The organism is Euhalothece natronophila Z-M001 (assembly GCF_007904085.1).
Taxonomy (GTDB): Bacteria; Cyanobacteriota; Cyanobacteriia; order Cyanobacteriales; family Rubidibacteraceae; genus Halothece; species Halothece natronophila.
In genome coordinates, this window is record NZ_CP042326.1 from 1,773,864 (window position 1) to 1,797,023 (window position 23,160).

The following is a 23,160-nucleotide window of genomic DNA, read 5'->3' on the forward strand; positions in this document are numbered from 1 at the left end:
ATTAATTAGTAAAAGCAATCCTCCCATGAGTCCTAAATTTACTATGCCTTTAGCGTAACGAATAAGGAATCTCTTATAACCACCATTGACAATCACCTTCGGGGTTAGTGTGATAAAGCCCTTTTAATGTTTTATAGCCAATCATATCGCTGGCATAAATCGGAACTGGAAGCCTTGGTTCTTGATAGGAACCATGATGTAATAAACATAACTTAAAAGTTGCTTCTAAAACTAACTTGAACTCAGGAACATCCCCTTCTTCTCGAATCGTAATTCTAATGGGATTGGCAATTCCCACTGATTGCTGTGGCCGCGTCGTAACAACAGTAGCGGCGCGATTGGAATGTCGGAAAATTAAGAAACGATGGGGAATTTGTAGTTGTTTTTTGCCGTTTTGAAGTTGGTGGTAGTTAAATAAGCGACAAGTTTTAGTTTTAGTCACTTCAACAAAAATAAAATTGGTATTATTTGCTTTTCCTCTTTCATTTAAAAAATCAATTTCTTTTCCTCGGAATCGCCCATCACGAAACATTAAAACAGTTTTATTAGCTAAGTCTTGTTGCGGAGTAAGTTTCCTCAGAATTTTTGGAGTTACTTCTTCACCTTCTAAACGATCTTGTTCTAAATAATATTTAATAAATTCTCCTTGCTTACCATACAAGCGGACACAAGCACAAGCATTTTGAGTCCCGTTTCCTTTACTTTTTCGTAATCTAGCAACATCTAAACCTAAAAAACAATCAGCTACTTTTAAAGGTTGTGCTAAAACAAAAGGAAGGTTTCCTAATTTAGCCAGAATTCCTAACACAAGGTTGTTAATAATATAGCGATTATTGAGGTTTTCTACCTTGATCATTTGACTGGGAATGCCCTGCTTTAATAATTGTTGCGAAATATGGTGATAGTAACTTCCCTGACTAGTATCATCGAGTTGCTGATCTCCTTCAGGAAGAATGGTTAAGAATAAATGAGGTTTTAGCGCGATCGCTCTTTTTAGTTCACTATCAATTTTAGCAACATCATCTTCTGACATTTGACCACTGACTTCTATGGGAATCTTTTTAATAAATTCAACTTGGAAGCCAACTTCTTCAAAGCTACTTGTCAATTCATTTAATAAATTTTTGGCTTTGTCTTTACACAGTTTCAAAGCGACTGTTTTAATTTTTTTCTCTTGGGCAAAATTTTGATGACAAGAAAATACTCCCCCTTGTGTTAAGCCCTTTTTAATTGAATCACGGGGAAATTGCTTACCTTTTCCAAAGAGAAGTTGAACTGTGTCAAGTTGAAATTTATTAGAATGAAAGAATATATCTTGATTATCAATGGAGTTAACATAATCTTTACTAACTTGAATTCCCCAATCTTTTAAAATTGGTTGTACAAACTTTTTTCCTTGTTCTAAAAGGTCAGTCCATTGTGCAAGTGAAATTTTTGCTAATTTGCGATATCTTTCATACTGATCTAATCCAATAAGATGGCAATTTTTAGGATTAATACTTAATTCTAAGCCGTCAATGACATAATCACCATAACTATCTGTATTATTTTGTTTAACCGAAACAACTAAATCTTCATCATCACTATTTTGGATAATTTCACGAGTTTTCGGGATTAAATCATAACTTAAAAGCCGATCGCGCTCAGTTTTACAAGTTCCAATAATACTATCAATAACCCCTGTGCGATTAATAAAACGGTTTTTAACGGCGAGTTTTAAAAGTTTTCCTTCGTCTTTATTATGTCGTAACCAATAGTCTTTTATCGTTTCTGTTGGTTTAATACTGGTTTTCCAATTCAGCGCGATTCCTGCTTGATTGGGAAAAAAGGTTTCAGGGATAACTTCTAATTGACGGTAAATTTGATAAAACTCTTTTTCAATTAAACTAAGTTCAAGCCTTTGTTTAGAGGTAGATAAGATAACTCGTACTAATTGAGAGATAATGGAGGTTGGAATAGAAGAAAAATCAACAGGGGTTAGGGTTAAATCTAAATTACCAAATTGAGGGCGTAACCGTTGCGCGATCGCGTTATAATCTTCTTGCCAATTGGTTTGATCAGTGGTATTACTAGGATGAGAAAGGAGCCAAAAATTTCCTTGTTCATAAACAGCTTTGACCGTCGAATTTTTCGCCGAAAACTGATAAGCAATTTTGCGTCCTAGTTCTATAGATAAATTAGAAACAGTATGAAAACAAAAAACTTGCGACGTAGAAGATAAAGTAACTTGTAAAATAGTACTGATATAATTAGAACTATTCACTGAATAATGGGTCATAATAGTTACAGATTGATGTAAAGGGACAATAGTTACAAACCTTTCCAGGTGAGGCTGGAAAAATCTGATTAAATTTGTCGGGAGAGCGACGATAAGCGTTGATTTGTTGTTGGTTTTTCTGTGCGATGTCGATTAAGTTTTTAGCGACTAAATTTAATTCCTCATCTGTAGCAGAATAAATCTCCGATTCTTGGGCTAATTCAAGATGATAAAATGAAGCAGTGACCGTTTGATTAGGGTATAATTTTTGTCCTGCCAATAAATAAACTAAACTTTGCCTAAGATCAGGTATAAACTGACCTTTCCCTGTTTTAAAATCTAGAATATGGATTCCCCCATTTTCTTGATTGAGAATACAATCGTAAGCAAATAATAGTTTAGCTTGCCTGTTACCATCTTTTAATATCACTTCCGAGAAATTATTTTCTTCACCTGAAGTAAGCGTTAAAACTGATTTATTTTGCAAAAAAGGATAATGGAGATATTGTTTCAAAATCCATTGGAGACGATGTTGGACTTCTACCACTTCTTGGTCTAAGTTTAGCACTTTTTGAGCCACATAATTAAGCCCTTCTTGATTTAAAGATTCAGGATTATGATATAAATAGTAAACGGCTTTTTGTGCAAGTTTTCCAATTTTTTGAGGCGTTGTATCTTGTTGGCTAAGTAAATTTACTTCCGGTTCTTTCTTTCTAGCGCGAAGAAAACCGCGTTTGTGATGACAATGGTATTCCTCTTTTCCCAGTTGGGGTTGAAACTGCGACCATAAAGAATAGGACACCCACATCTTAATTAACTTAGCAAACAAAAGTACGGTTCATTATTATACGTGAGCTACTCCCGTTAAATCGAAGATTCTAACGGGAGCTTCCTACCCAATCGGCTGCTTTTCTAATCGTAGGAAAAGAGAAGTCTTACACCAAGGCGATAGGCGAACAGCCCGGCTCCCGAGCTTTATAGATAATTGGATGGAAGAGAATCAAAAATTCTTTTATATCTTGGCTTGGTTTTCGCCGAAAAAAGTTCCCCATCTGAAACTTTTTCGATGATAGCACGACTGTTCTCATTCATCTCACCGACAATTCAAAGATTCTGTCGGGAGACTTCTGAGAACGGATAGTTAAATTTATTTCTGCTTTGTTAACTAATGACTGATGACCAATGACCAATAACTACAGACTAAGAAACGCTATAAATTAGGAATTGGCTTAAATGAGGTTAACTCGCTAAACTAAGAATCGGTGTTAAGTAATCATCTTCAATTATGTCGCAATCAACTCAAGCCCATTTGGAACGGACAATCAATAAAAACCGCCCCTTAGAAGAAAGACAACAAGTCGTTAAACAAATGAACTACTATATGGGGGCAAAACTGCTTGAGGTGGGAATGGATCCCCAATCTCCAGAGATTCTTTATCGTTGGTCAGTGAAACATCATGATGATGAACAAACTTGCACTCTTAGTGCTTTTTGGGGAGAATCTAAGAAAGAGCTTCTTTCTGGGGAAAATCCACTGACAGGAGAAGAGTTGATTAGCTGCGCCAGAGCCAATGCATCTAAGGATATTGTAACAGTGGCTCAACTTTGTGGTTATGCTTCGGATGTAGATGGCTTTCGAGCGGCCTTAAAAGAAGCAATGGCTACAATGGGAATGGAAGTTGAGTCCTTACAAAAGTTAATTCAAAATTGAGTAAAACTGACTTAGAGCAATTGAGTTCAGAGGATATTGGACGTATTATAGAGATGGCTTGGGAAGATCGGACTCCGTTTGAAGCGATTACGAGCCAGTATGGTTTGAAAGAAAAAGAGGTGATCAAATTAATGCGAAAGCAAATGAAACCCTCTAGTTTTCGGATGTGGCGGAAACGAGTCAGCGATCGCGCTACTAAGCATTTATACAAACGAGGATTTTCCACAGGTCGCTTTAAAGCCAAACATCAATAAAAAGGTTTATAACCATGGATACGATTTGGGAACTAGATTTCTATTCCCGTCCAATTCGGGATGAAAATAATAAAAAACTCTGGGAGGTTTTAATTTGCGAAAGCCCTTTGGATGTGAAAACCACTCCCGACCAATTATTTCGCTATAATAAGTTCTGCTCAGCGAAAAGCGTTAATTCTATTTTCTTACAAGAAGCCATTAATGACGCGATCGCGCAGTCAGGACATTCTCCAAAAAAAATTCGTTTCTTTCGCCGTCCCATGAGTAATATGATTACTAAGGCGTGTGAGGATTTAGGAATTACCGCCCTCCCCAGTCGGCGCACTTATGCTTTGCAAAAATGGATGCGCCAACGCCAAGAAGAGGTTTATCCCCAACAAGAGGGCTATGATGAAAGTGCAGTTACCAATGTGTCTGTGCAATATCCTGCTGAAAATCCTGCGATTTTGCCTGATGCCATTCGAGGGGATAAAGGAGATAAATGGGCATTTGTCACCCTAGAAGCCCAATCCTTTCAGGAGATGAACGAGTGGGATATTAGTTTTGGGGAGGGGTTTCCACTATCCCTATTTGAATTAGATGCTGATACCAAGATTCCAGGATTAGTGATTTTTTCTCCTCGCGCCATTCCTTTTGCTGGTTGGATGTCGGGAATTGAATTATCACAGATTCAGCTACAACAGGGGAGTTTACCGCGTCTGATTTTACAAACAGGAAGCAGTGAATGTTGGATATTAGCTGATATTACTAATCCTGAAACCCTCAAAGAGGCAAAAAGTTTTCAGGAGGCAAAAGAAAAAGCTGAGGGAGTCCACTTTTTCGCGATTCAACGTGATCCCAACTCAGACTCATTTGCAGGATTTTGGCTATTAGCATGATCAATCCCGAAGAACTTTTAGATAAGGCGCAACAAGCAGGGGTAGATGAGGCGGAAGTTTATCAACTGGTGTCTCATTCTCAGGCAGTTTATTTTGAGGCAAATGATCTCAAACAGTTAGAAACCAATGAATCAGAAGGGGTTGCCCTACGAATTTGGCGCGATCGCGCTCCTAGTGTGACGGTGGCTTATGGCGATATCGATCTGGAAACGTTTGTTAATCGTACCCTCGCCCTATGTGAATTAAATCCCCCTGAAACCATTGAATTAACCCCTGATCACCGACAAGTTTATCCCACTCAGGGAAAAGCAATGTCAAGAGAAACGCTGGTAGAAACGGGAAAAAGCGCGATCGCGCAACTCCATAAATCTTATCCGCGCCTGTTATGTAAAGCGGAATTGGAATGTGAACAGCAAACCACTCGCATTCTTAACACAAAAGGGACAGATTGTCAATATAGTGACATTAGTTTGAGTGCTTTTATCGAAGCAGAATGGGTACGGGGAGAAGACTTTTTCACCATCGCGGATGGGGTAGAAGCCTCAGAAAGTCTTGATTTACGCCCTACTCAGCAACGCATTACCGAGGGAATTAAGTTTGCCTCCCACATTGTTCCCTCCCCAAAAGGGCGTGTTCCCATTATTTTTACCGCTAAAGCCGCCCCCTTATTTTGGGATACATTAGTCTCAGCTTTAAATGGGAAACGAGTCTGGGAAGGATCCTCCCCTTGGAGTGAACGCTTAAACCAGCAAGTGATTTCCCCTCAAATTACCCTTTTTCAAGATCCCACCCAATTACCGCAAAGATGCCCCTTTGATGATGAAGGCACACCTACTCAAAAACTGATGTTAATTCAGGAAGGGCGGTTAGAACAATTTTACAGCGATCGCGCGATCGGATGCTTATTAGAAACTGGTACAACAGGAAATGGCTTTCGTCCCAGTTTAGGACGTTATCCCACCCCAGGCTTAGTCAATTTAATTGTAGAGAATGGGAAAGGGCAACTACAAGACTTAATTTCCCAACTGGATGAGGGATTAGTCATTGATCAACTCCTTGGAGAAGATGCGGATCTCTCAGGAGAATTTTCCGCCAATATTGAACTAGGATATCGCATTCAAAACGGGGAAATTATCGGGCGAGTAAAAGATACGATGGTCGCAGGGAATATTTATACCGCCCTTAATCATTTAATTACTCTGGGGGGTGATTCAGAAATTAATGGCGCTTATAAAACCCCTTCTGTTGTTGTTGATGGTTTATCAGTCGTAAGTTAATAGTGAGTAAACTTTATGGTGTCAGTGTCGGAACTGGCGATCCCGAATTAATTACCGTTAAGGGCTTAAAATGTCTCCAAAACGCCAATATTATCGCCTTTCCTGAAGGAATTAGAGGAAAACAGGGAATTGCCCAAACGATTATTACCCCTTGGCTAGAGTCTCATCAAACCCTTTTGCCATTAAAATTTCCTTATGTGCAAGATGAGACAGAATTAACCCAAGCGTGGGAAACGGCAGCGAAAACCGTCTTAACTTATTTGCAAAACGGCGAAGATGTCACCTTTGCTTGTGAAGGAGATATTAGTTTTTATAGTACCTTTACCTACCTCGCCCAAACGGTACAAAAGTTAGATTCTAATGTGGTTATAGAGACAATTCCAGGGGTTTGTTCTCCCATGGCAGCGGCTGCTGAGTTAGGGATTCCTTTAACCACGCGATCGCAGCGTTTAATGATTCTCCCCACACTGTATCATCTAGAGGAACTAGAAACTGCTCTCAATACAGCCGAAGTAGTGGTTTTAATGAAATTTAGTTCTCTCTACCCTCAAATTTGGGAATTATTAGATAAAAAAGGTTTACTCGCTTCTAGTCAAATTGTGGAAAAAGCAACCATGCCAGATCAAGTCGTTTATAAAGACTTACGCAATATGGATCAACTTAAACTATCTTACTTTTCCATTATGATCATCAACCATTACTAATCTTGAAGTCATCCCTTAAAAATTCCAACTTAATCAAAGGAAATTAGGAGCAAGTCAGTACAACCCTTAATTTCCTTTGACTAAAGTACCTAGTGTTAGCTTGCGTTCAGAGACTAACATCTACTAACTGAGCCACAAGCCAAAAATAGATCATTAGGCCCACGAAATCTTTAATGGTCGTGATAAATGGATCCGCTCCAGGACCGTGGTCAATGCCCAGCTTGAGCATGACCCAAGGGAGAAATGCACCTAACATTGATGCTAGAACGATTACGATAAAAAGGGATATTCCAACGGCAGGAGCAAGCCCAGGAATGTCATTAGGCGCGGCTTGCCAAACGTAGGTAATCACCCCACCAGCAAGACCAAGGATTGCCCCCATAGCGAGAGAAATTCTTAGCTCCCGTGCAAGATAGGGGAAAAAGTCACCTGCATTAATATGTTGCCATGCCAAACCTCGGGCAAACACAGTTGTTGATTGAGTCCCTACATTACCTCCCATATCCATCACTACTGGGATAAAAATAGCAGCTGCAGCAACTGCTTCAAGGGTGCCTTCGTAGGCTTCAATAACTCCTCCTACTGCCATACCACCCATTAAAGTGACAACCAGAAAGATGATTCGTAATTGGATAGCGTACCGAGCTTGCCCTGTGACAAGTCGCTCACTCCACTTTTTATCACGGGCAAGTAGCTTTTCAGTGTCTTGTGCCACTTCTTGATTCTGAGTCATAATATCTCCTTATTTTTATTTAGAATTAACCAGATTTTGCAATAAAACCCAACTAACAGAATCTTACAATGATACTAACAGAATCTTACAATGATTCCAACAGAATTTTACAATAATTCCCAGAAAATTTGACAATACAATCTATCACATTTACCAATATAATCAATAAGATTATCTGATATAAAAGATCATAAATTGATTAAACAACGCCCAAATAATGAATGAATAATGGTCTGAAATTCTAGATGCAATTTAGCCATCAACTGTTCAACCACTTCATTCGGTAAGTGAGCGAAAAGTTCCATGCGTTCTTCTGGTTTCATTGACTCTAAAAGCTCGATCAATTCATCAGCATCCATGGCCAGCAACAACTCAGACTGCTCTGTAGGGGTAAGGTATTCAAGGGTTGCAAGGGCTACTCCTTTCCCAAGCAGTTGAAAAGCCAATATCCGTTGCTCGATATCAATTTGGCTCAATGAATCGGCAACTTTTTCAACACGAAAACGATCTGACATCTGTTGAGCAATGACATCAAAAAAAGAATGCAAAGTGTTCTGATACATAATCCACCTCTTGAGAAAAAAAACTTATCTGCAAGTAAATTCAAGGCACAAGTCTCTTATCGATCTAGGAATTAAAATTTTTATGATTTAGTGAATCTTGGAAATCAGTCTCTAAGGCTTCTAATAGCCAAAGTTTCTCCGAAATTTCCATTGCTTCAAACATTTGGGTTTGCTGCTCTCGTTCAAGTAAATTAAAGACATAGCAAGCCTTCGGTTTTTCGAGTAATAACAAGACCAGAATGCGCTGAGTTAGTGAGAGTGTTGGTAATGATTGCAATAGTTTGTCAATTTCGACTTGATTGACACAGCGCGAAGCCACTTCAAGAGAAGATTGTTGCAAAATTAACTGTAGGACATTGATGGGCATGGTTCACTTCCTATCAATTCTACGGTGATGGTAAAGCAGGGTTTTGAATACCAAACCAGGCCTTTAGTTCCTGTCGTCATTCCTAATTAAATTCCGTACAGCTAGGTTAAAGGGATATTCTTTAATTAAGCCTGACTGATTGAATCGTTTTTACTTGGAATCACTATAATTGAAGACATAGGAAGCCACCTGTCATTGATTCCCCCAATGACAGAAAGCAAAACCTAGCCTAGAGCAAACTTATGCTATGCGGTAGCCCCTATAGGAGTGAAAGAAGCAAAATATTCCCCTCGCTTCCTTACAAACAGGACTTAAAGTATGAAGAATGATAACCTCAGTTTGCTAGTTTAGTCTCTTAGAATTAGTTTCTAGCTCAAATTTTGGAACTAAATTGGAATTAAAGTTGATGGAAGGAATATACGGGCTATAATATAAGTTCTCATGCTGTTCATCTCCTTATATTCACAGTCGTCCGACGCAGGGGCGACCAGAGATGAACCTATAGCTCTAGGTAAAAGTTACAAGGGCCAAGTTCTTTCTACGATCGCCGCCTGGTCGTTAGCTGATCCAGGTTCAGGATCTTCGTCTAGCAATGCAATGGTTTCTTGGGTAGCGGTGATAAAACTACTACTACTACCAGAGTCTTCCATCTTAGTTAGCTCTCCCTTGTGAAAAAGCAATACCACGACTAGGGGTTAACTTATGAATAACCTCAATCGCTGCCCTAATTGTAAGCTGAGAATTAACAACTGTCAATCATAAATTTTAGGCAATTTTTTAATGACTTAACAAAAGGTGGAAAAAGCAACCATGCCAGAACAAGTGGTGTATAAAGATTTGCGCGATTTGAGTAATCTCGAACTTTCCTACTTTTCCATTATGATTATTATTTCTTAGGAGATTAAAACATCTAAGAGTTGGTGAGCTAGTTCTAATTTACTACAGAGGGAAATCTCCTTTTTCTCTCCTGTTTGACTGAGGATAACACATTGATTTTGATCGCTACCAAATCCGCCTTCTGCTTGATCAATGGGGTTAGCAACAATATAGTCGAGATTTTTCCGTTGTAACTTTTCTTGGGCAGGTTTAATAAAATCCCCCGTTTGGGCAGCAAACCCTACTAAAATTTGTTGCGGTTGCTTTTGTTCACTGAGAGTTTTTGCAATATCGGGAACCGCTTTTAAGGGTAATGAGTGTGAGATATCCTGTTTCGGGCGTTTTTGAGGAGAATAATGAGCGGGCTTGAAATCGGCTACAGCAGCAGAGAGAATCGTATAATCAGCATTAGCAAAATGGGCGACCATTGCTTCTAACATTTCCTCAGCAGTTACTACAGAGATCAGGTTTAATTGGGGAGAGGGAGTAACTGTAATCTGAGAAGATTGCCCATAAACTAATGTCACTGTTGCGCCACGATTTAGGGCTGCCTGCGCGATCGCGCTTCCCATTTTTCCTGTTGCTGGATTCCCTAAAAACCGCACAGGATCAAGATATTCTCGCGTTCCCCCAGTATTAATTAAGACATTTTTACCCCAAAAATCCCGTTTGCCTTGAGTATAAAGCAGAGATTGAATAGTCTGGAAAATCTGATCGGGTTCCGCCATCCGCCCTTTCCCCACGTGATCACAAGCCAGTCGCCCGCCACTGGGTTCAAGGAGATGATAGCGTGATTCTTGCCTAATTGCTTCCCAATTCCGCTGCACCGAAGGTTGTTCCCACATTTGGGTATTCATTGCTGGGGCAAGTAAAATCGGGCAATTCGATGCTAAAACAGTATTAGTGAGTAAATTATCAGCTAGTCCATACACTAGTTTGCCTAAGGTATTAGCTGTTAAAGGCGCAATCACTAATAAATCTGCCCATTCCCCTAACTCAATATGAAGGGGACGAGCAGTATTATGCCAAAAATCAGTATCGGTGTAAGCGTGATGACGGCTAAGGGTACTAACAGTTAAAGGCGTAATAAACTGCTGCGCCGCATTGGTTAAAATGACCCTTACTGAGATTTCCCCTTGATATAAATGGGAAATTAGCTGACAAACCTTATAAGCCGCAATTCCACCGCCAATACTAATTAGGACATTTTTGCCATCTCTCATGCTTCATCAAAGGCTTCCACATCGAGGAGATGACGATAAGGTTCTACTAATTCCCAATTGTGAAAAGAAATGGCACGTAATAAATGCCAGTCTTGCAGGGCTTCAAACGGACTATTATAGTCATCCTGATCTAAGCGTTCTGCTAACTGTTTTACGTCCTCTGCGGTTAATGCTTCAATTTCTTCATGAGACAGACTAATCGTATTCATAACAGCCTCCCTGAGTGACCCCTTCAGGATTATCTTAACGGATTAATCTTGTGAAGAAGCAGAGAATTTACAAGAGAAAATATTTTTTTTGTATTTTAATTGTCTGAAGGTTAAGAAGTGGTAGGATTTCTTATAGCAGTTTTCACGCTTCTTGAGGTTTTTGTTATTTGTCCTTCGTCATTTGTAAACCAATGACCAATGACTAATGACTAATGACCAATAACCAATGACTAATGACCAATATAGCCACTTTTGCTTTGCGCTATGACTGCTTATAATGCTGAAACCGCGATCGCGCATTTAAACCAAACTGAAGATTTAAGTCTGCGCTATTATGCGGCTTGGTGGTTGGGAAAATTTCGGATTACCGATTCCGCCGCCATGACTGCCTTATTAAATGCCCTCGAAGACGAAGCAGATCGCTCTCCTGATGGGGGCTACCCCCTACGCCGTAATGCAGCTAGAGCGTTAGGAAAATTGGGCAATCCGCAAGCTGTTCCGTCACTGATTGAGAATTTAAACTGTAGCGATTATTATGTGCGAGAAGCCAGCGCTCAAGCCTTAGAAGAAATTGGGGATTCTCGTGCCATTTCTCCCTTATTAGCGTTATTGGAAGGGGGAGTGGAAGCCGCGAAACCGATGCCAGGAAAACCCCATTTAGTGCAACCCTACGAAGCAGTGATTGAGGCGTTAGGATCATTAGGGGCAACTATTGCCATCGCGCAGATTCAACCCTTTCTAGACCATCCTGTGGAAAAAGTGCAATTTGCCGCCGCCCGTGCCTTATATCAGTTGACAAAAGAAGAAAAATATGGTATGCGCTTAGTAGAAGGCTTAAAAGCGGAAAAACTGCCCCTGCGACGCTCAGCACTGATGGATTTAGGGGCAACAGATTATTTAGACGCTGGAAGCGCGATCGCGCAAACTCCTGCTGAAAATAGCTTAAAATTAATTGCCCTGAAAGGATTGCTAGAAAATCATCTCCAACACCAAGATCAGCCCTTATCCCCAGAAGCCGTGCAACTGTTAACTTTAATGGATTCTTTGCTCTAAACAATATGCAATTTGCCCAGCGTCTAGATCGCATTCCCCCCTATCTCTTTGCCGAAATTAATCGTAAAGCCCAAAAACTCCGCGCTCAAGGAGTCGATCTCATTAACTTAGGAGTTGGCGATCCCGATTTAGCAACGCCTCAACCGATCCTAGAAACCATGCACGAAGCGATTGAAGATCCCCACACTCATAATTATCCCCCTTATCAGGGAACGATCGCGTTTCGCAAAGCAGTGACTGAGTTTATGGCGCGTCGGTATGGGATAACCGATCTTAACCCCGAAACAGACGTTATTTCCTCCATTGGTTCCAAAGAAGCCATCCACAATACTTTTTTAGCCTTTGTTAACCCCGGAGACTATACCCTAATTCCTGATCCCGGTTATCCCGTTTATAAAACCGCTACCCTATTTGCGGAGGGCACTTCTTACCCCATGCCCTTAAAACCAGAAAATGATTTTTTACCGCAGTTGAGCCAAATTCCTGTCGAAATTGCCCAGAAAGCAAAACTGCTGTGGCTGAATTATCCAAATAACCCCACAGGCGCGTTAGCCAGTTTAGACTTTTTTCGAGAAGCTGTTGCCTTTTGCCAAGAACATGATATTTTACTCTGCCATGATAATGCTTATGCCGAAATTGCTTATGATGGCTATCAGCCTCCTAGTGTACTGCAAGTGCCAGGGGCAAAAGACTGCGCGATCGAGTTTCACAGTGCCTCGAAATCTTATAATATGACTGGTTGGCGTGTGGGATTTGTTGTGGGTAACGCCTTTGGGATTCAAGGATTAGCTAGAGTGAAAAGTAATGTTGATTCTGGGGTTTTTCAAGCCATCCAACGGGCTGTGATGACTGCTTTAGACACCCCTCGCGAAAACATTGAAGCAGCAACTGCCGTTTATAAACAGCGACGAGATATCTTAGTAGAGGGGTTAAAATCCCTCGGCTGGGAAATTACCCCTCCAAAAGCTACCCTTTATATGTGGGTTCCGGTTCCCCCTCGCTATACCTCTCAAGAATTTGCCAATTTACTTTTAGACAAGTGTGGGATTATTGTTCCCCCTGGAAATGGTTATGGCGCTTCAGGAGAAGGATTTTTCCGTCTTGCCCTAACCATCTCTGCTGATCGCATTCAAGAAGCTATCTCTCGGATGAAGGCTTCAGGGATTCATTACCCCTAAATTAAGAAGTGGGATTTTGATGAGGTTTGCCCTAAGAAAGCCAATTTAATCCAATTCCTCGTGCCATCATTGAAGCTAACAAGGGAATTGCGCTAAATCCTACCAGTTCAATATTGATAATCCAATTAATGAGATTGGTGCGAAAAGGAGTTAACTTTGGCGCAATATTTTGTCGTAACTTCCCAATCCACATCAAGTATGAAATTGTGGGATACAAGGAAATACCAGCGATCGTAAAAAAGAGGATAACTTTTGCCCAAAATACTGGGTTTTCGGTATAAAACTCGGTTCCTTTGCCAAAGTATAATAAGCGTAAAACTCCAGTCGCTAGAAGGGCAGTCGCCGCTGTGCCATAAATCCCATCAGCGATCAAAATTACCCACCCTTGGCGGATGGTTAGTTCGGATTTCATGGTTTGGCGTTCGACGATTAGCGAAGCCAGAACCAGCCCAAAACTTAAATAATGGATATAGGCAACGATCGCGCTATCCCACATAATCTCATCAACTCCCGCTTTTACTTAAAATAACTATATAATAAACTAACAATATTCTAGGGTGATGAGTCGAAACTTTGCAAATCAGGTAGTTCTGTTCAACCCCGCGTTTCAATCCCTCATAGGGATTATTGGTTATTGAAACGTTGGCTGATCAAGAAAAATTCCGTCACATTACCAGTTTCAATAGGCTGGAGGGCTGAACCAGAATCTATCTCCTCCTGTATTCTCCGATTCACCGGGAGAGCGTCAAAGCTACGGGTTTAAGATAATAGTCAAATCTAGAATAAAACCAGGTAGAACCTCTTCACCGAAGAGTTGAGGAGGGGAATCGACAGAAAAATTCAACACTTCTACATCTTGCTGGGGTCGATAAATTTCTACCAAAGGGGTTTGCGGATCGATTAACCACCCTAAACGCGCCCCATTATCTCGATATTCTTGCATTTTAAGGCGTAATTTTTCCAAAACATCACTCTCGGAACGCGAGGGGCTGTCTGCCGAGGTGTCCTCGGCAGCTTGTACGCCCCGCAATTCAATGACAAAATCGGGACAAATGGGCGGAAAGCGTTTTTGTTCTTCTTTAGTTAAAGCTTGCCAACGCTCTAATTTAACCCAAGAAACATCAGGACAACGATAAGCACCACTAGGTAATTTAAATTCTGTAGAAGAGTCAAAGACCTTTCCTAACTTGGCTTGACGGTTCCATAAGTTTAAATCTGTAGTTAAATTAGAATTTCTGATTCCGCTTTCTCCGCCTGTAGGAGACATAATAACTAATTCTCCAGCTTGCGTAAGTTCTAATTGCCAGGGTTCATTAGCAATGCAGAGTTGATAAAATTGCTCATCGGTTAAACCAACTGCTGGAGGTACATTTAAAGTGAGGGATTCCATGATGATCTGTTAGTGCGTTCCGTCACAATACTACTACCAATAGCTTATTTAGCTATGTTCGTTCGACAAAAGCGATCGCCTTTAACTATCTTAACCGCCCTAACTGTTCTCACTGTTTTCTCAGCGACCCAAGCCATCGTATCCGTTTTGTGTATCTTCCTAAATATACTTCTTGGATAATTTTTGATTATCTCTCTCACACCTTGTTAAAAGAACGACGTTAACTCGTTTCTGCTTATTTGAGCTCAATTCTCAATAAGTATAGAGAGCAGAGGGGCGCGATCGCGCTCGTTTCAATCCCTCATAGGGATTATTGGTTATTGAAACGAAGCTGGAATTGAGTGCGTTTTCCAGTTTAGCTCTGTTTCAATCCCTCATAGGGATTATTGGTTATTGAAACAAACTGAAAAAAGCTATCTCAAATTGTGGAGTATGTTTCAATCCCTCATAGGGATTATTGGTTATTGAAACCTTGTCTTGGCTGTGCCTTGGGCGCATTCTTATTGTTTCAATCCCTCATAGGGATTATTGGTTATTGAAACCGCAGGCACTTAGAACCCTTACTATATTTGATTTTCAAGGTGCGTTTGCGCGAATGCCCTTTCATACTAACAAAACTGATCATAAAAAGCAACCCAAAATCGCCAAAATCCTTGCTGTGACTGGTGCGCGAATGGTTATTTGAAGTTAAGGACTCAAACCAAGATTAAATAAGGGTTTCAGCTAATGCGGAATGACTTCACATTACACAGCTACCCATTCGCGCAATCCTCTAGGCAAAGAAAAATGTCCGATAAACGGAAACTTCCTCTATGCGTCAAACGTGAGGTTAGTGGGAGAAGTTTACTTTGCCTAATCTGTACTTATTCGTTATATTTTAACTTTTCAGGCATCTTTGATACATGATCATAATTGTCCCGGGGTTTCATCCCCCAGACTTAACCGCCGACTTTCTGCAAGGGATGGGATGGCAAAATCTCAGCCCTGAAGAATTATTACTCCTTCCTGAGAAGATTCTCCCCTATGACAGCATCCAAATATTCCAATATATTTCCCAACAGGTGAGTTTAGAAACCCCAGTCTATTTAATTGCCTTTAGTGCTGGCGTAGCAGGAGCAATGGGCGCAGCAGTCATCTGGGAACAACAAGGAGGGAAAATTGAGCATTTTTTTGCCCTTGATGGCTGGGGCGTTCCCATATTACCCTCATTTCCCACTACTCGTATCAGTCATGATGAATTTACCCATTACACCTCACAATTATTAGGAAGGGGAAAACAGCCCTTTTATTGTTCTCCTCCCGTTGAGCATTTAGCCCTTTGGCAAACCCCACACCTAGCTTACGGTTGGTGGGAAATTAAGTACGGTTGCAAAGTCTATTCTTCTGTTGCCAAAACAATTAACGAGATGATCTGAAAGAAAAGTTTAGACTGAATGATAAACATTAGAAAAAGTTATTGGCAATTCATAACTTTACAATCTTAAAATTTAAACAAATTTCCTTGAAAAAGTTGTAGCATAAGTAACAACACTAGAAGATTATAGTAGTTAAATAGTGAATTAAAAGGTGAAGCCGTGGGTTATCCAGATCAGTCACAAAAAATCGCATCCCCTCCCGAAACTGCCCAAACTGTCCAAAGAGCTACAGGCGCATTTGCGTTAATGGACAGTTTAAGACGACATGGCGTTACGCATATTTTTGGCTATCCCGGAGGCGCAATCCTCCCCATTTATGATGAATTACACCGTGCTGAGGCGCGAGGAGATTTAACCCATATTCTTGTCCGTCACGAACAAGCGGCGGCTCATGCTGCTGATGGTTATGCCCGCGCAACAGGAAAAGTGGGAGTATGCTTTGCGACTTCTGGCCCCGGGGCAACTAACTTAGTAACTGGGTTAGCAACTGCTCACATGGATTCTATTCCTATGGTAGCCATTACAGGGCAAGTGGCTCGACCTGCCATTGGTACAGATGCTTTCCAAGAAACGGATATTTTTGGCATTACCCTACCCGTCGTCAAGCATTCTTATGTGGTGCGCCATGCTAGTGATATGGCAAGAATTATCGCTGAGGCATTTCATGTTGCTAGTAGTGGACGACCGGGCCCAGTTTTAATTGATATTCCTAAAGATGTGGGCTTTGAAGAATGTGATTATGTGCCGGTACTACCAGGACAGGTAAATTTAAGAGGTTTTCGTCCCACTCAGAAAGGAAATGCCCGCGCTTTAACCCAAGCGATTAAGCTCATTGAAGCCTCAGAACGTCCCTTACTCTATGTGGGTGGTGGGGCAATTACGTCTGGTGCTCATCAGGAATTACAAAAACTGGCAGAACATTTCCAAATTCCTGTGACTACTACTCTCATGGGATTGGGGTCTTTTGATGAAAATCATCCCCTATCTGTGTCAATGTTGGGAATGCACGGTACTGCTTATGCTAATTATGCGGTGAGTGAATGCGATTTATTAATTGCTGTGGGGGCGCGATTTGATGATCGGGTGACGGGTAAACTGGATGAGTTTGCCTCCAAGGCGAAAGTGATTCATATTGATATTGATCCTGCTGAAGTTGGGAAAAACCGCGCTCCAGAAGTCCCTGTAGTGGGAGATGTTCGTACTTGTCTCCAACAAATGCTCGATCGCATTGCTGAGTTGGGGATTCCCAAAAATGAGGAGCGCACTAAGGCTTGGTTAGAACGGATTAATGGTTGGCGCAAAACCTATCCGTTAGTTGTTCCTCAGTATGATGATTTTCTCTCGCCACAAGAGGTAATTGTAGAAATTGGTAAACAAGCTCCCTATGCTTACTATACAACGGATGTGGGACAGCATCAGATGTGGGCAGCCCAGTTTATTAATTTTGGCCCCCGACGTTGGATCTCTAGTTCTGGTTTAGGAACCATGGGCTATGGCGTTCCCGCTGCTATGGGCGTGAAAACGGCCGTCCCGGATCAGCAGGTGATTTGTGTTAGTGGTGATGCCAGTTTTCAAATGAATTTACAGGAGTTAGGAACGCTGGCGCAATATGGCATTAATGTCAAAACGGTGATTATTAATAATGGTTGGCAGGGAATGGTGCGACAATGGCAACAAACGTTCTTCCAAGAACGCTATTCTGCTTCTAATATGCAATCGGGAATGCCTGATTTTGTGAAGTTGTGTGAGGCGTATGGCTTGAAAGGAATTGCAGTGCGCGATCGCGCTAATCTTTCCGAGGCAATTACCGAAATGCTCAACCATGATGGGCCAGTGGTTTTAGATGCTCAAGTGAAAAAAGATGAAAATTGCTATCCTATGGTTGCCCCCGGTAAGAGTAATTCCCAAATGCTAGGGTTACAAGGGCAACCGTAAGATTATCTCCTCAGCTGAGATAAAACTAATCAACTCTGGGCAAATATAACGGTGAAAGTTGTTCCTTGTTGAGGGACACTATTAACTTGAATTTGCCCTTGATGGTTTTCCACAATTGCTCGCGCGATCGCGAGTCCTAAGCCTGCCCCGGTACTCCCTTTGGTTTCTGTCATTTTTGGGTAGGGAGAAACCCGATAAAACCGATCAAATAGATGGGGAATTTCTTCTTGAGGAATCCCTTTTCCTGTGTCTTGAACTTGGACTTTTAGACCATGATGATGATTACGTTTATAGGGGCTTAATTGAATAGTAACTGTGGAAGAAGTGGTGAGTTCATCAGAGTTGGAATGCTCGATCGCGTTACTAATTAAATTCGTAAATAATCTTGCCAGTTGATCCCAGTCTCCTTGGATCATAAACCCTTGATCTTCATTTGATTCTGGAATCTCTAAATTCAAATTAATTCCCTTTTGTTGCGCGATCGCGCTTTGTTCTTCTACTACCTCCATTAATAAAGCATCTAAAGAAACCGACTGCTGTTTAATTTCCAACATTCCACTATCTGATCTGGCGAGAAACAACAAATCATTCACTAACTTTCCCAAACGTTGAGTTAACCGTTCAATCACTTGTAGCTGCTGTTGCTGAAGATTACTATCAGGATAATTTAAAGCCATTTGGACATTAGTTTGAATCATCGCGATCGGATTTCGTAATTCATGGGAAGCATCAGCAGTAAATTGTTTTAAGCTATTGTAAGACTCCTTAACAGGCTGAATGGCAATTCCTGATAACCACCAACTAATTCCAGCAACTAAAATTACCATAATAGTAATGCCAAGGCTTAAATCTAATAGTAACTGGCGTGTCGGTTTTGTTACCTCAAACCAAGGATGACTCACCCGCAAATACCCTAAAGTTTGCTTTTGAAATTTAATCGGTTTTGTTATTTGGCGTAGTAAATATCCCGTTTTTAAATGAACGGTTTCAGCTAAGCGATCTTTATGAAGAGGATGATCTAAAGTTTCGGAAAAAGTTGACCATAATAACTCCCCTTGGGGATTAAACCATTCTAGTTCAATATGATCATCTTCTAAAGTATTTGTATTATTTTGAAAATTAGTTTCAATGTTCAGACGATAACCATTATCCTCAGTAGCAATGGGTTCAATAATCAGCGATCGTTCAACAACTTCCACAACGTGCTTTAAAGTATCATCAATCCGTTCAATTAAGGTACTTCGCACATAACCATACATTCCTGCAGCAAAGAATAAGAGTAAAATAGCTGTTACCGTGGCGTACCATAAAGCTAATCGTCTGCGTGTGGTTTGAAACATTACTGATTTGTCCTTAGTTTTTCGTCCTTTTTAAACCAATGACTAATGACATCACTTGTGTTTGATGTTAAGGGATTGTTAACATAAGAAAGGTAGTCTATGCTGTATATTAGCCTCTAGCCCTGAACCAGCCTCTGGAGAAAATTATGTCACAACCCACAGTCCTCCCCTCTGACGAAGCCCCAGATAAACCCGAGGAGGCTTGCGCTGTCTTTGGTGTTTATGCCCCTGGCCAAGATGTTGCCAAGCTGAGTTACTTTGGACTCTACGCCCTACAACATCGCGGTCAAGAATCAGCAGGAATTGCTACCTTTAACTCAAATGGGGTGCGTCTGCATAAAGATATGGGGTTAGTTGCCCGAGTTTTTGATGAGGAAACTTTATTACAATTACCTGGAAATATTGCAGTGGGGCATACTCGCTACTCCACTACAGGTTCTAGTTTAGTGGCAAATGCCCAACCCGTGGTTATCCCCACTCGACTTGGTTCTTTAGCTTTAGCACATAATGGTAATCTTGTCAATGCTCCCCAACTAAAAAAATGCCTAGAAGAAGACAATTATGAGTTCTTTTCTAGTACAGACTCAGAAATGATTGCGGTGGCGATTTCTCAGGAAGTAGATAGCGGTAAAGACTGGCTAGAGGGGGCAATTAGTGCTTTTAATCGCTGTCAAGGGGCTTATAGCTTAGTCATTGGTACACCAAAAGGGTTAATGGGAGTGCGTGATCCTCATGGTATTCGTCCTTTAGTAATTGGGGTTCTAGCGGACAATCCACAGCACTATGTTCTTGCTTCAGAAACTGCAGGCTTAGATATTATTGGGGCGGAATATGTACGAGATGTGGAACCGGGGGAAATTGTTTGGATTACTGAAGATGGGTTAGCTTCCTATCACTGGTCAGAGAAGCCAGAACCCAAGTTATGTGTGTTTGAGATGATTTATTTCTCTCGTCCCGATAGTATGGTGAATAATGAAAGCCTCTACAGTTATCGCCTACGTTTGGGACAACAGTTAGCGAAAGAATCTTATGTCGAAGCGGATTCAGTGATTCCAGTTCCAGACTCAGGCGTTCCCGCAGCCATTGGGTTTTCTCATCAGTCGGGCATTACCTTTGAAGAAGGACTCATTAAGAATCGCTATGTGGGACGCACCTTTATTCAACCCACCCAGAGTATGCGAGAATCAGGGATTCGTATGAAATTAAATCCCCTGAAAGATGTTATTAGTGGGAAGCGCATCATTATGGTGGATGACTCCATTGTTCGGGGGACAACTAGCCGTAAAATTGTCCAAGCCCTCCGTGATGCAGGGGCAACTGAGGTTCACATGAGAATTTCCTCTCCCCCAGTTACTCACCCCTGTTTCTATGGTATTGATACCGATAACCAAGACCAACTAATTGCAGCAACAAAATCTGTAGAAGAGATTGCTGAAAAAATTGGTGTTGATTCTTTGGCTTATCTCAGTTGGGAAGGAATGTTAAAAGCTACAGGAGAGGATCCAGACCATTTCTGTTCTGCTTGCTTTACAGGAGATTATCCCATTGAAATTCCCGATCAAGTGAAACAGAGTAAGTTATTACTAGAAAGTCAGCATTGCCGACTTCCCCAATAACTTTTCTAGGAATGGCGTTGGCTATTTGACCAGAGGATGATTTCCCCATCCTCTCCCCCTGCTACTAGATGACTTCCTTTGGGATGCCAATGGAGGCAGGTAAAGGCATTGAACGCGCCGTCTAAAGATTGTAATAGTTTCTGACCGCGATGCCAGAGGTTAACTTTCCCATCTTTGGCTACTGAGGCAAGGGTAACAGTTTTAGGGTGAAACGCGATCGCGCTAATTGATGACTCATGACTAACCACTTCATCACTCCAGCCCACGTTTTCATTCTTGCTACGTTGCCAAACCACAATATCACAACCACTACCAGCCGCTAAGAGAGGCGCGCCGGAACGAGTGGGAAACGCTGACCAAGCTAACTGTCGCACTTTCCCTGTAAACCCCTGCATGAGCCACGGAGTGGGATTCCCCCATTCTGTAACCACAAGGGTGCTGTCAATATCCCCACAAGCTAAGTAACGACAATCAGGCGACCATTTTACAGTAGTACTAGCTGAAGGAACTTCCACAATTTCGGGGTCATCATCCCAGTCTCGGCAATTCCACACTTGTGTGGCTTTATAGCCTCCCACAGCTAGCCATAAGCCATCATTGCGCCAATCTAAATCCATAACCGAAGAACTAGCAAAATTGAGAGTGGTTATAATCTCTTGGCTTTTTGCATCCCAAACTTGGGCATATTTCCCAAGGCTAAAAACCAACTCGTTATTGACTGGATTCCAAGTTAAATGATCAATCCATGTCGAGGGATATTCGAGATTACTAACACATTGGGGGAAATCTGTAGATAAATTCCAAATAGTGACGGTTCCACTTTGCCCCCCACAAGCAAGAAATTGATCATCATGGGAAAATTCTAAGCAATCTACAGAAAACCCAGTGGGTGATTGTAATAATACTTGTTCTAACCTCTCACCGCGAAATAAGATAACTTCCCCAGCGGCAGAACTAACGGCTAAATAGTCACCAGTTTTTGACCATTTAACCGCCGTAATATAGTCTGATAGATGTTTTTCCCAAGTGGGTTGGAAAGCAATGCGACTTTTCATTTCTTAAGTTAAACAGCTTTGAAATCCAGATTTTAATTCTGCTTCATCCAGATTACGACCAATAAAAACGAGTTCATTTTTGGGAGTTTCATTGGGTAACCAAGGACGATCTGCTTTGCCATCAAATAACATATGCACACCTTGGAAAACTACGCGATTCTCTTCGCCTTTGACATTGAGAATGCCTTTCATTCGGAAAATATCAGGACCGCGATCGCGCAATAATTCTCCTATCCAATTATTCAATTTTTCTGGGTCTAACTCTCCAGACTCATTAATTATAATCGATCCCACGGTTTCATCATGTTCATGGGCATCTTCTCCTAAGAAATCAGGATCCACTTCTAAAGCGCGATCGAGATTAAATGCTTGTACTCCTAAAATATGATCCATTTCTACTTTTGCATCCTGAGTGGGATAAATTTTTGCCATCGCATTCATACTACGGATACGCTGTTCTAACGTTTGTAATTCCTCAGCAGTCACTAAATCGGTTTTATTCAGTAATACCACATCTGCAAAGGCAATTTGTTCTTGGGCTTCTTCTGCATCCCAATGTTGATGGATATGTTTAGCATCCACCACCGTAACAACAGCATCTAAATTGGTTTGTTCTCGTACATCCTCATCCATAAAGAAGGTTTGAATCACGGGTGCAGGATCAGCAATTCCCGTGGTTTCTATGACGAGATGATCAAACTTATCACGACGCTTCATTAAATTACCAATCATGCGAATGAGATCGCCACGAACTGTACAACAGATACAGCCGTTGTTCATTTCAAAAATTTCTTCGTCAGTATCAATTACTAATTGATTATCAATTCCCACTTCCCCATATTCGTTAATGACCACAGCCACTTTTTTGCCATGTTCATGGGTTAGGATACGATTAAGAAGCGTTGTTTTCCCTGCTCCGAGATAACCCGTTAATACTGTGACTGGTACAGAGGTTTGAGTTGCCACCATCAGTTGAATCTCACTCCTGCAATGATAATCATTATTTTCTGATTGTAACGAAAGGGTTGCTTAATTGCCCCTAGTGCCAAGTTTAACAGTTATTCTTCAGAGATTCTGCCACTATTTCTTGATTACACTGGAATTAAGCGTTTATTTATCATCCAGG

23 protein-coding genes are annotated in these 23,160 nt (G+C 41.2%); 10 read left to right on the forward strand and 13 right to left on the reverse strand.

Going from position 1 to position 23,160, the window contains the following annotated elements; all coding sequences use genetic code 11:
- Positions 1-73: 73 nt before the first annotated feature.
- Both FRE64_RS08475 and FRE64_RS08480 read right to left on the reverse strand, forming a co-directional pair.
- Positions 74-2,278 carry a Piwi domain-containing protein gene (locus tag FRE64_RS08475; RefSeq protein WP_146295567.1) on the reverse strand — a complete coding sequence of 735 codons (2,205 nt, stop codon included), beginning with the start codon at positions 2,276-2,278 and terminating at the stop codon, positions 74-76.
- Positions 2,256-3,065: a PD-(D/E)XK nuclease family protein gene (locus tag FRE64_RS08480; protein ID WP_146295568.1), complete on the reverse strand. Its 810-nt coding sequence runs from the start codon at positions 3,063-3,065 to the stop codon at positions 2,256-2,258. The genes FRE64_RS08475 and FRE64_RS08480 overlap by 23 nt, the downstream gene beginning before the upstream one ends.
- 477 nt (positions 3,066-3,542) lie before the next feature.
- Between FRE64_RS08480 and FRE64_RS08485 the strand changes: the two genes are divergently transcribed.
- Genes FRE64_RS08485 through FRE64_RS08505 form a run of 5 tightly spaced genes read left to right on the forward strand, consistent with a single transcriptional unit; the run spans position 3,543 to position 7,081 of the window.
- On the forward strand, positions 3,543-3,968 hold the full coding sequence (locus FRE64_RS08485) for a hypothetical protein (RefSeq protein ID WP_146295569.1): 426 nt from the start codon (positions 3,543-3,545) through the stop codon (positions 3,966-3,968).
- A gap of 53 nt (positions 3,969-4,021) precedes the next feature.
- Entirely contained in the window at positions 4,022-4,222 is a 201-nt protein-coding gene (locus FRE64_RS08490) for a TIGR03643 family protein (RefSeq protein ID WP_146297319.1), read from the forward strand.
- Positions 4,223-4,236: 14 nt separating this feature from the next.
- Positions 4,237-5,100: a Tab2/Atab2 family RNA-binding protein gene (locus FRE64_RS08495; protein ID WP_146295570.1), complete on the forward strand. Its 864-nt coding sequence runs from the start codon at positions 4,237-4,239 to the stop codon at positions 5,098-5,100.
- On the forward strand, positions 5,097-6,377 hold the full coding sequence (locus FRE64_RS08500; RefSeq protein ID WP_146295571.1) for a TldD/PmbA family protein: 1,281 nt from the start codon (positions 5,097-5,099) through the stop codon (positions 6,375-6,377). Before FRE64_RS08495 ends, FRE64_RS08500 begins: the two co-directional genes overlap by 4 nt.
- Before the next feature lie 2 nt (positions 6,378-6,379).
- The gene (locus FRE64_RS08505; RefSeq protein WP_146295572.1) at positions 6,380-7,081 is read left to right on the forward strand and encodes a precorrin-2 C(20)-methyltransferase; all 702 of its coding nucleotides are present in this window, start codon (positions 6,380-6,382) and stop codon (positions 7,079-7,081) included.
- A 106-nt stretch (positions 7,082-7,187) separates the two neighbouring features.
- Here the strand turns inward: FRE64_RS08505 and FRE64_RS08510 are convergent, their stop codons facing one another.
- From FRE64_RS08510 to isiD, 6 genes are all read right to left on the reverse strand, one after another.
- A complete protein-coding gene (locus tag FRE64_RS08510) occupies positions 7,188-7,814 on the reverse strand; it encodes a magnesium transporter (RefSeq protein WP_146295573.1) in 627 nt (208 codons plus the stop codon).
- A gap of 188 nt (positions 7,815-8,002) precedes the next feature.
- Positions 8,003-8,377, reverse strand: coding sequence for a magnesium transporter MgtE N-terminal domain-containing protein (locus FRE64_RS08515; RefSeq protein WP_146295574.1), 375 nt, complete (start codon positions 8,375-8,377; stop codon positions 8,003-8,005).
- 64 nt (positions 8,378-8,441) lie between these two features.
- Positions 8,442-8,744: a magnesium transporter MgtE N-terminal domain-containing protein gene (locus FRE64_RS08520; protein WP_146295575.1), complete on the reverse strand. Its 303-nt coding sequence runs from the start codon at positions 8,742-8,744 to the stop codon at positions 8,442-8,444.
- Positions 8,745-9,262: 518 nt separating this feature from the next.
- The gene (locus FRE64_RS18085) at positions 9,263-9,394 is read right to left on the reverse strand and encodes a hypothetical protein (RefSeq protein WP_281286855.1); all 132 of its coding nucleotides are present in this window, start codon (positions 9,392-9,394) and stop codon (positions 9,263-9,265) included.
- Positions 9,395-9,637: 243 nt separating this feature from the next.
- Entirely contained in the window at positions 9,638-10,843 is a 1,206-nt protein-coding gene (gene coaBC, locus FRE64_RS08530; protein ID WP_146295576.1) for a bifunctional phosphopantothenoylcysteine decarboxylase/phosphopantothenate--cysteine ligase CoaBC, read from the reverse strand.
- Complete coding sequence (gene isiD / locus FRE64_RS08535) at positions 10,840-11,052, reverse strand: protein IsiD (protein WP_146295577.1); 213 nt, start codon at positions 11,050-11,052, stop codon at positions 10,840-10,842. The genes coaBC and isiD overlap by 4 nt, the downstream gene beginning before the upstream one ends.
- Before the next feature lie 264 nt (positions 11,053-11,316).
- On the opposite strand from isiD, the gene FRE64_RS08540 reads away from it, so the two are divergent.
- Complete coding sequence (locus FRE64_RS08540; protein ID WP_146295578.1) at positions 11,317-12,105, forward strand: HEAT repeat domain-containing protein; 789 nt, start codon at positions 11,317-11,319, stop codon at positions 12,103-12,105.
- 5 nt (positions 12,106-12,110) lie between these two features.
- Positions 12,111-13,283, forward strand: coding sequence for a pyridoxal phosphate-dependent aminotransferase (locus tag FRE64_RS08545; RefSeq protein WP_146295579.1), 1,173 nt, complete (start codon positions 12,111-12,113; stop codon positions 13,281-13,283).
- A 31-nt stretch (positions 13,284-13,314) separates the two neighbouring features.
- On the opposite strand, the gene FRE64_RS08550 is transcribed toward FRE64_RS08545, so the two are convergent.
- Together FRE64_RS08550 and FRE64_RS08555 are read right to left on the reverse strand one after the other, a co-directional pair.
- A complete protein-coding gene (locus tag FRE64_RS08550; RefSeq protein WP_146295580.1) occupies positions 13,315-13,779 on the reverse strand; it encodes a DUF2214 family protein in 465 nt (154 codons plus the stop codon).
- A 255-nt stretch (positions 13,780-14,034) separates the two neighbouring features.
- Positions 14,035-14,673 (reverse strand): Uma2 family endonuclease, encoded by a 639-nt coding sequence (locus tag FRE64_RS08555; protein ID WP_146295581.1) that lies wholly within the window; start codon positions 14,671-14,673, stop codon positions 14,035-14,037.
- Positions 14,674-15,575: 902 nt separating this feature from the next.
- Between FRE64_RS08555 and FRE64_RS08560 the strand changes: the two genes are divergently transcribed.
- Together FRE64_RS08560 and ilvB are read left to right on the forward strand one after the other, a co-directional pair.
- On the forward strand, positions 15,576-16,088 hold the full coding sequence (locus FRE64_RS08560) for a hypothetical protein (RefSeq protein ID WP_146295582.1): 513 nt from the start codon (positions 15,576-15,578) through the stop codon (positions 16,086-16,088).
- Between the two features lie 159 nt (positions 16,089-16,247).
- The gene (gene ilvB, locus FRE64_RS08565; protein ID WP_146295583.1) at positions 16,248-18,023 is read left to right on the forward strand and encodes a biosynthetic-type acetolactate synthase large subunit; all 1,776 of its coding nucleotides are present in this window, start codon (positions 16,248-16,250) and stop codon (positions 18,021-18,023) included.
- Positions 18,024-18,052: 29 nt separating this feature from the next.
- On the opposite strand, the gene FRE64_RS08570 is transcribed toward ilvB, so the two are convergent.
- The gene (locus tag FRE64_RS08570) at positions 18,053-19,363 is read right to left on the reverse strand and encodes a sensor histidine kinase (protein WP_146295584.1); all 1,311 of its coding nucleotides are present in this window, start codon (positions 19,361-19,363) and stop codon (positions 18,053-18,055) included.
- Between the two features lie 146 nt (positions 19,364-19,509).
- Here FRE64_RS08570 and purF point away from each other — a divergent pair, with 146 nt between their 5' ends.
- Positions 19,510-20,979 (forward strand): amidophosphoribosyltransferase, encoded by a 1,470-nt coding sequence (gene purF, locus FRE64_RS08575; RefSeq protein WP_146295585.1) that lies wholly within the window; start codon positions 19,510-19,512, stop codon positions 20,977-20,979.
- Positions 20,980-20,984: 5 nt separating this feature from the next.
- Here purF and FRE64_RS08580 read toward each other — a convergent pair whose 3' ends face one another.
- Both FRE64_RS08580 and FRE64_RS08585 read right to left on the reverse strand, forming a co-directional pair.
- Entirely contained in the window at positions 20,985-22,034 is a 1,050-nt protein-coding gene (locus FRE64_RS08580; RefSeq protein ID WP_146295586.1) for a WD40 repeat domain-containing protein, read from the reverse strand.
- A gap of 3 nt (positions 22,035-22,037) precedes the next feature.
- Positions 22,038-23,003, reverse strand: a complete 966-nt coding sequence (locus tag FRE64_RS08585; RefSeq protein ID WP_146295587.1) for a CobW family GTP-binding protein — start codon at positions 23,001-23,003, stop codon at positions 22,038-22,040.
- Positions 23,004-23,160 lie beyond the last annotated feature (157 nt).

Excerpts from the sequence above, each read along its gene's own strand:
- FRE64_RS08515 (WP_146295574.1), bottom strand. The coding sequence starts at position 8,377 with ATGTATCAGAACACTTTGCATTCTTTTTTTGATGTCATTGCTCAACAG.
- FRE64_RS18085 (WP_281286855.1), bottom strand. The coding sequence starts at position 9,394 with ATGGAAGACTCTGGTAGTAGTAGTAGTTTTATCACCGCTACCCAAGAA.
- FRE64_RS08495 (WP_146295570.1), top strand. The coding sequence starts at position 4,237 with ATGGATACGATTTGGGAACTAGATTTCTATTCCCGTCCAATTCGGGAT.
- FRE64_RS08580 (WP_146295586.1), bottom strand. The coding sequence starts at position 22,034 with ATGAAAAGTCGCATTGCTTTCCAACCCACTTGGGAAAAACATCTATCA.
- FRE64_RS08480 (WP_146295568.1), bottom strand. The coding sequence starts at position 3,065 with ATGTGGGTGTCCTATTCTTTATGGTCGCAGTTTCAACCCCAACTGGGA.
- FRE64_RS08555 (WP_146295581.1), bottom strand. The coding sequence starts at position 14,673 with ATGGAATCCCTCACTTTAAATGTACCTCCAGCAGTTGGTTTAACCGAT.
- FRE64_RS08560 (WP_146295582.1), top strand. The coding sequence starts at position 15,576 with ATGATCATAATTGTCCCGGGGTTTCATCCCCCAGACTTAACCGCCGAC.
- FRE64_RS08545 (WP_146295579.1), top strand. The coding sequence starts at position 12,111 with ATGCAATTTGCCCAGCGTCTAGATCGCATTCCCCCCTATCTCTTTGCC.
- FRE64_RS08490 (WP_146297319.1), top strand. The coding sequence starts at position 4,022 with ATGGCTTGGGAAGATCGGACTCCGTTTGAAGCGATTACGAGCCAGTAT.
- FRE64_RS08585 (WP_146295587.1), bottom strand. The coding sequence starts at position 23,003 with ATGGTGGCAACTCAAACCTCTGTACCAGTCACAGTATTAACGGGTTAT.
- FRE64_RS08500 (WP_146295571.1), top strand. The coding sequence starts at position 5,097 with ATGATCAATCCCGAAGAACTTTTAGATAAGGCGCAACAAGCAGGGGTA.
- isiD (WP_146295577.1), bottom strand. The coding sequence starts at position 11,052 with ATGAATACGATTAGTCTGTCTCATGAAGAAATTGAAGCATTAACCGCA.
- coaBC (WP_146295576.1), bottom strand. The coding sequence starts at position 10,843 with ATGAGAGATGGCAAAAATGTCCTAATTAGTATTGGCGGTGGAATTGCG.
- FRE64_RS08485 (WP_146295569.1), top strand. The coding sequence starts at position 3,543 with ATGTCGCAATCAACTCAAGCCCATTTGGAACGGACAATCAATAAAAAC.
- FRE64_RS08510 (WP_146295573.1), bottom strand. The coding sequence starts at position 7,814 with ATGACTCAGAATCAAGAAGTGGCACAAGACACTGAAAAGCTACTTGCC.
- FRE64_RS08520 (WP_146295575.1), bottom strand. The coding sequence starts at position 8,744 with ATGCCCATCAATGTCCTACAGTTAATTTTGCAACAATCTTCTCTTGAA.
- FRE64_RS08550 (WP_146295580.1), bottom strand. The coding sequence starts at position 13,779 with ATGTGGGATAGCGCGATCGTTGCCTATATCCATTATTTAAGTTTTGGG.
- FRE64_RS08475 (WP_146295567.1), bottom strand. The coding sequence starts at position 2,278 with ATGACCCATTATTCAGTGAATAGTTCTAATTATATCAGTACTATTTTA.
- FRE64_RS08570 (WP_146295584.1), bottom strand. The coding sequence starts at position 19,363 with ATGTTTCAAACCACACGCAGACGATTAGCTTTATGGTACGCCACGGTA.
- purF (WP_146295585.1), top strand. The coding sequence starts at position 19,510 with ATGTCACAACCCACAGTCCTCCCCTCTGACGAAGCCCCAGATAAACCC.
- FRE64_RS08540 (WP_146295578.1), top strand. The coding sequence starts at position 11,317 with ATGACTGCTTATAATGCTGAAACCGCGATCGCGCATTTAAACCAAACT.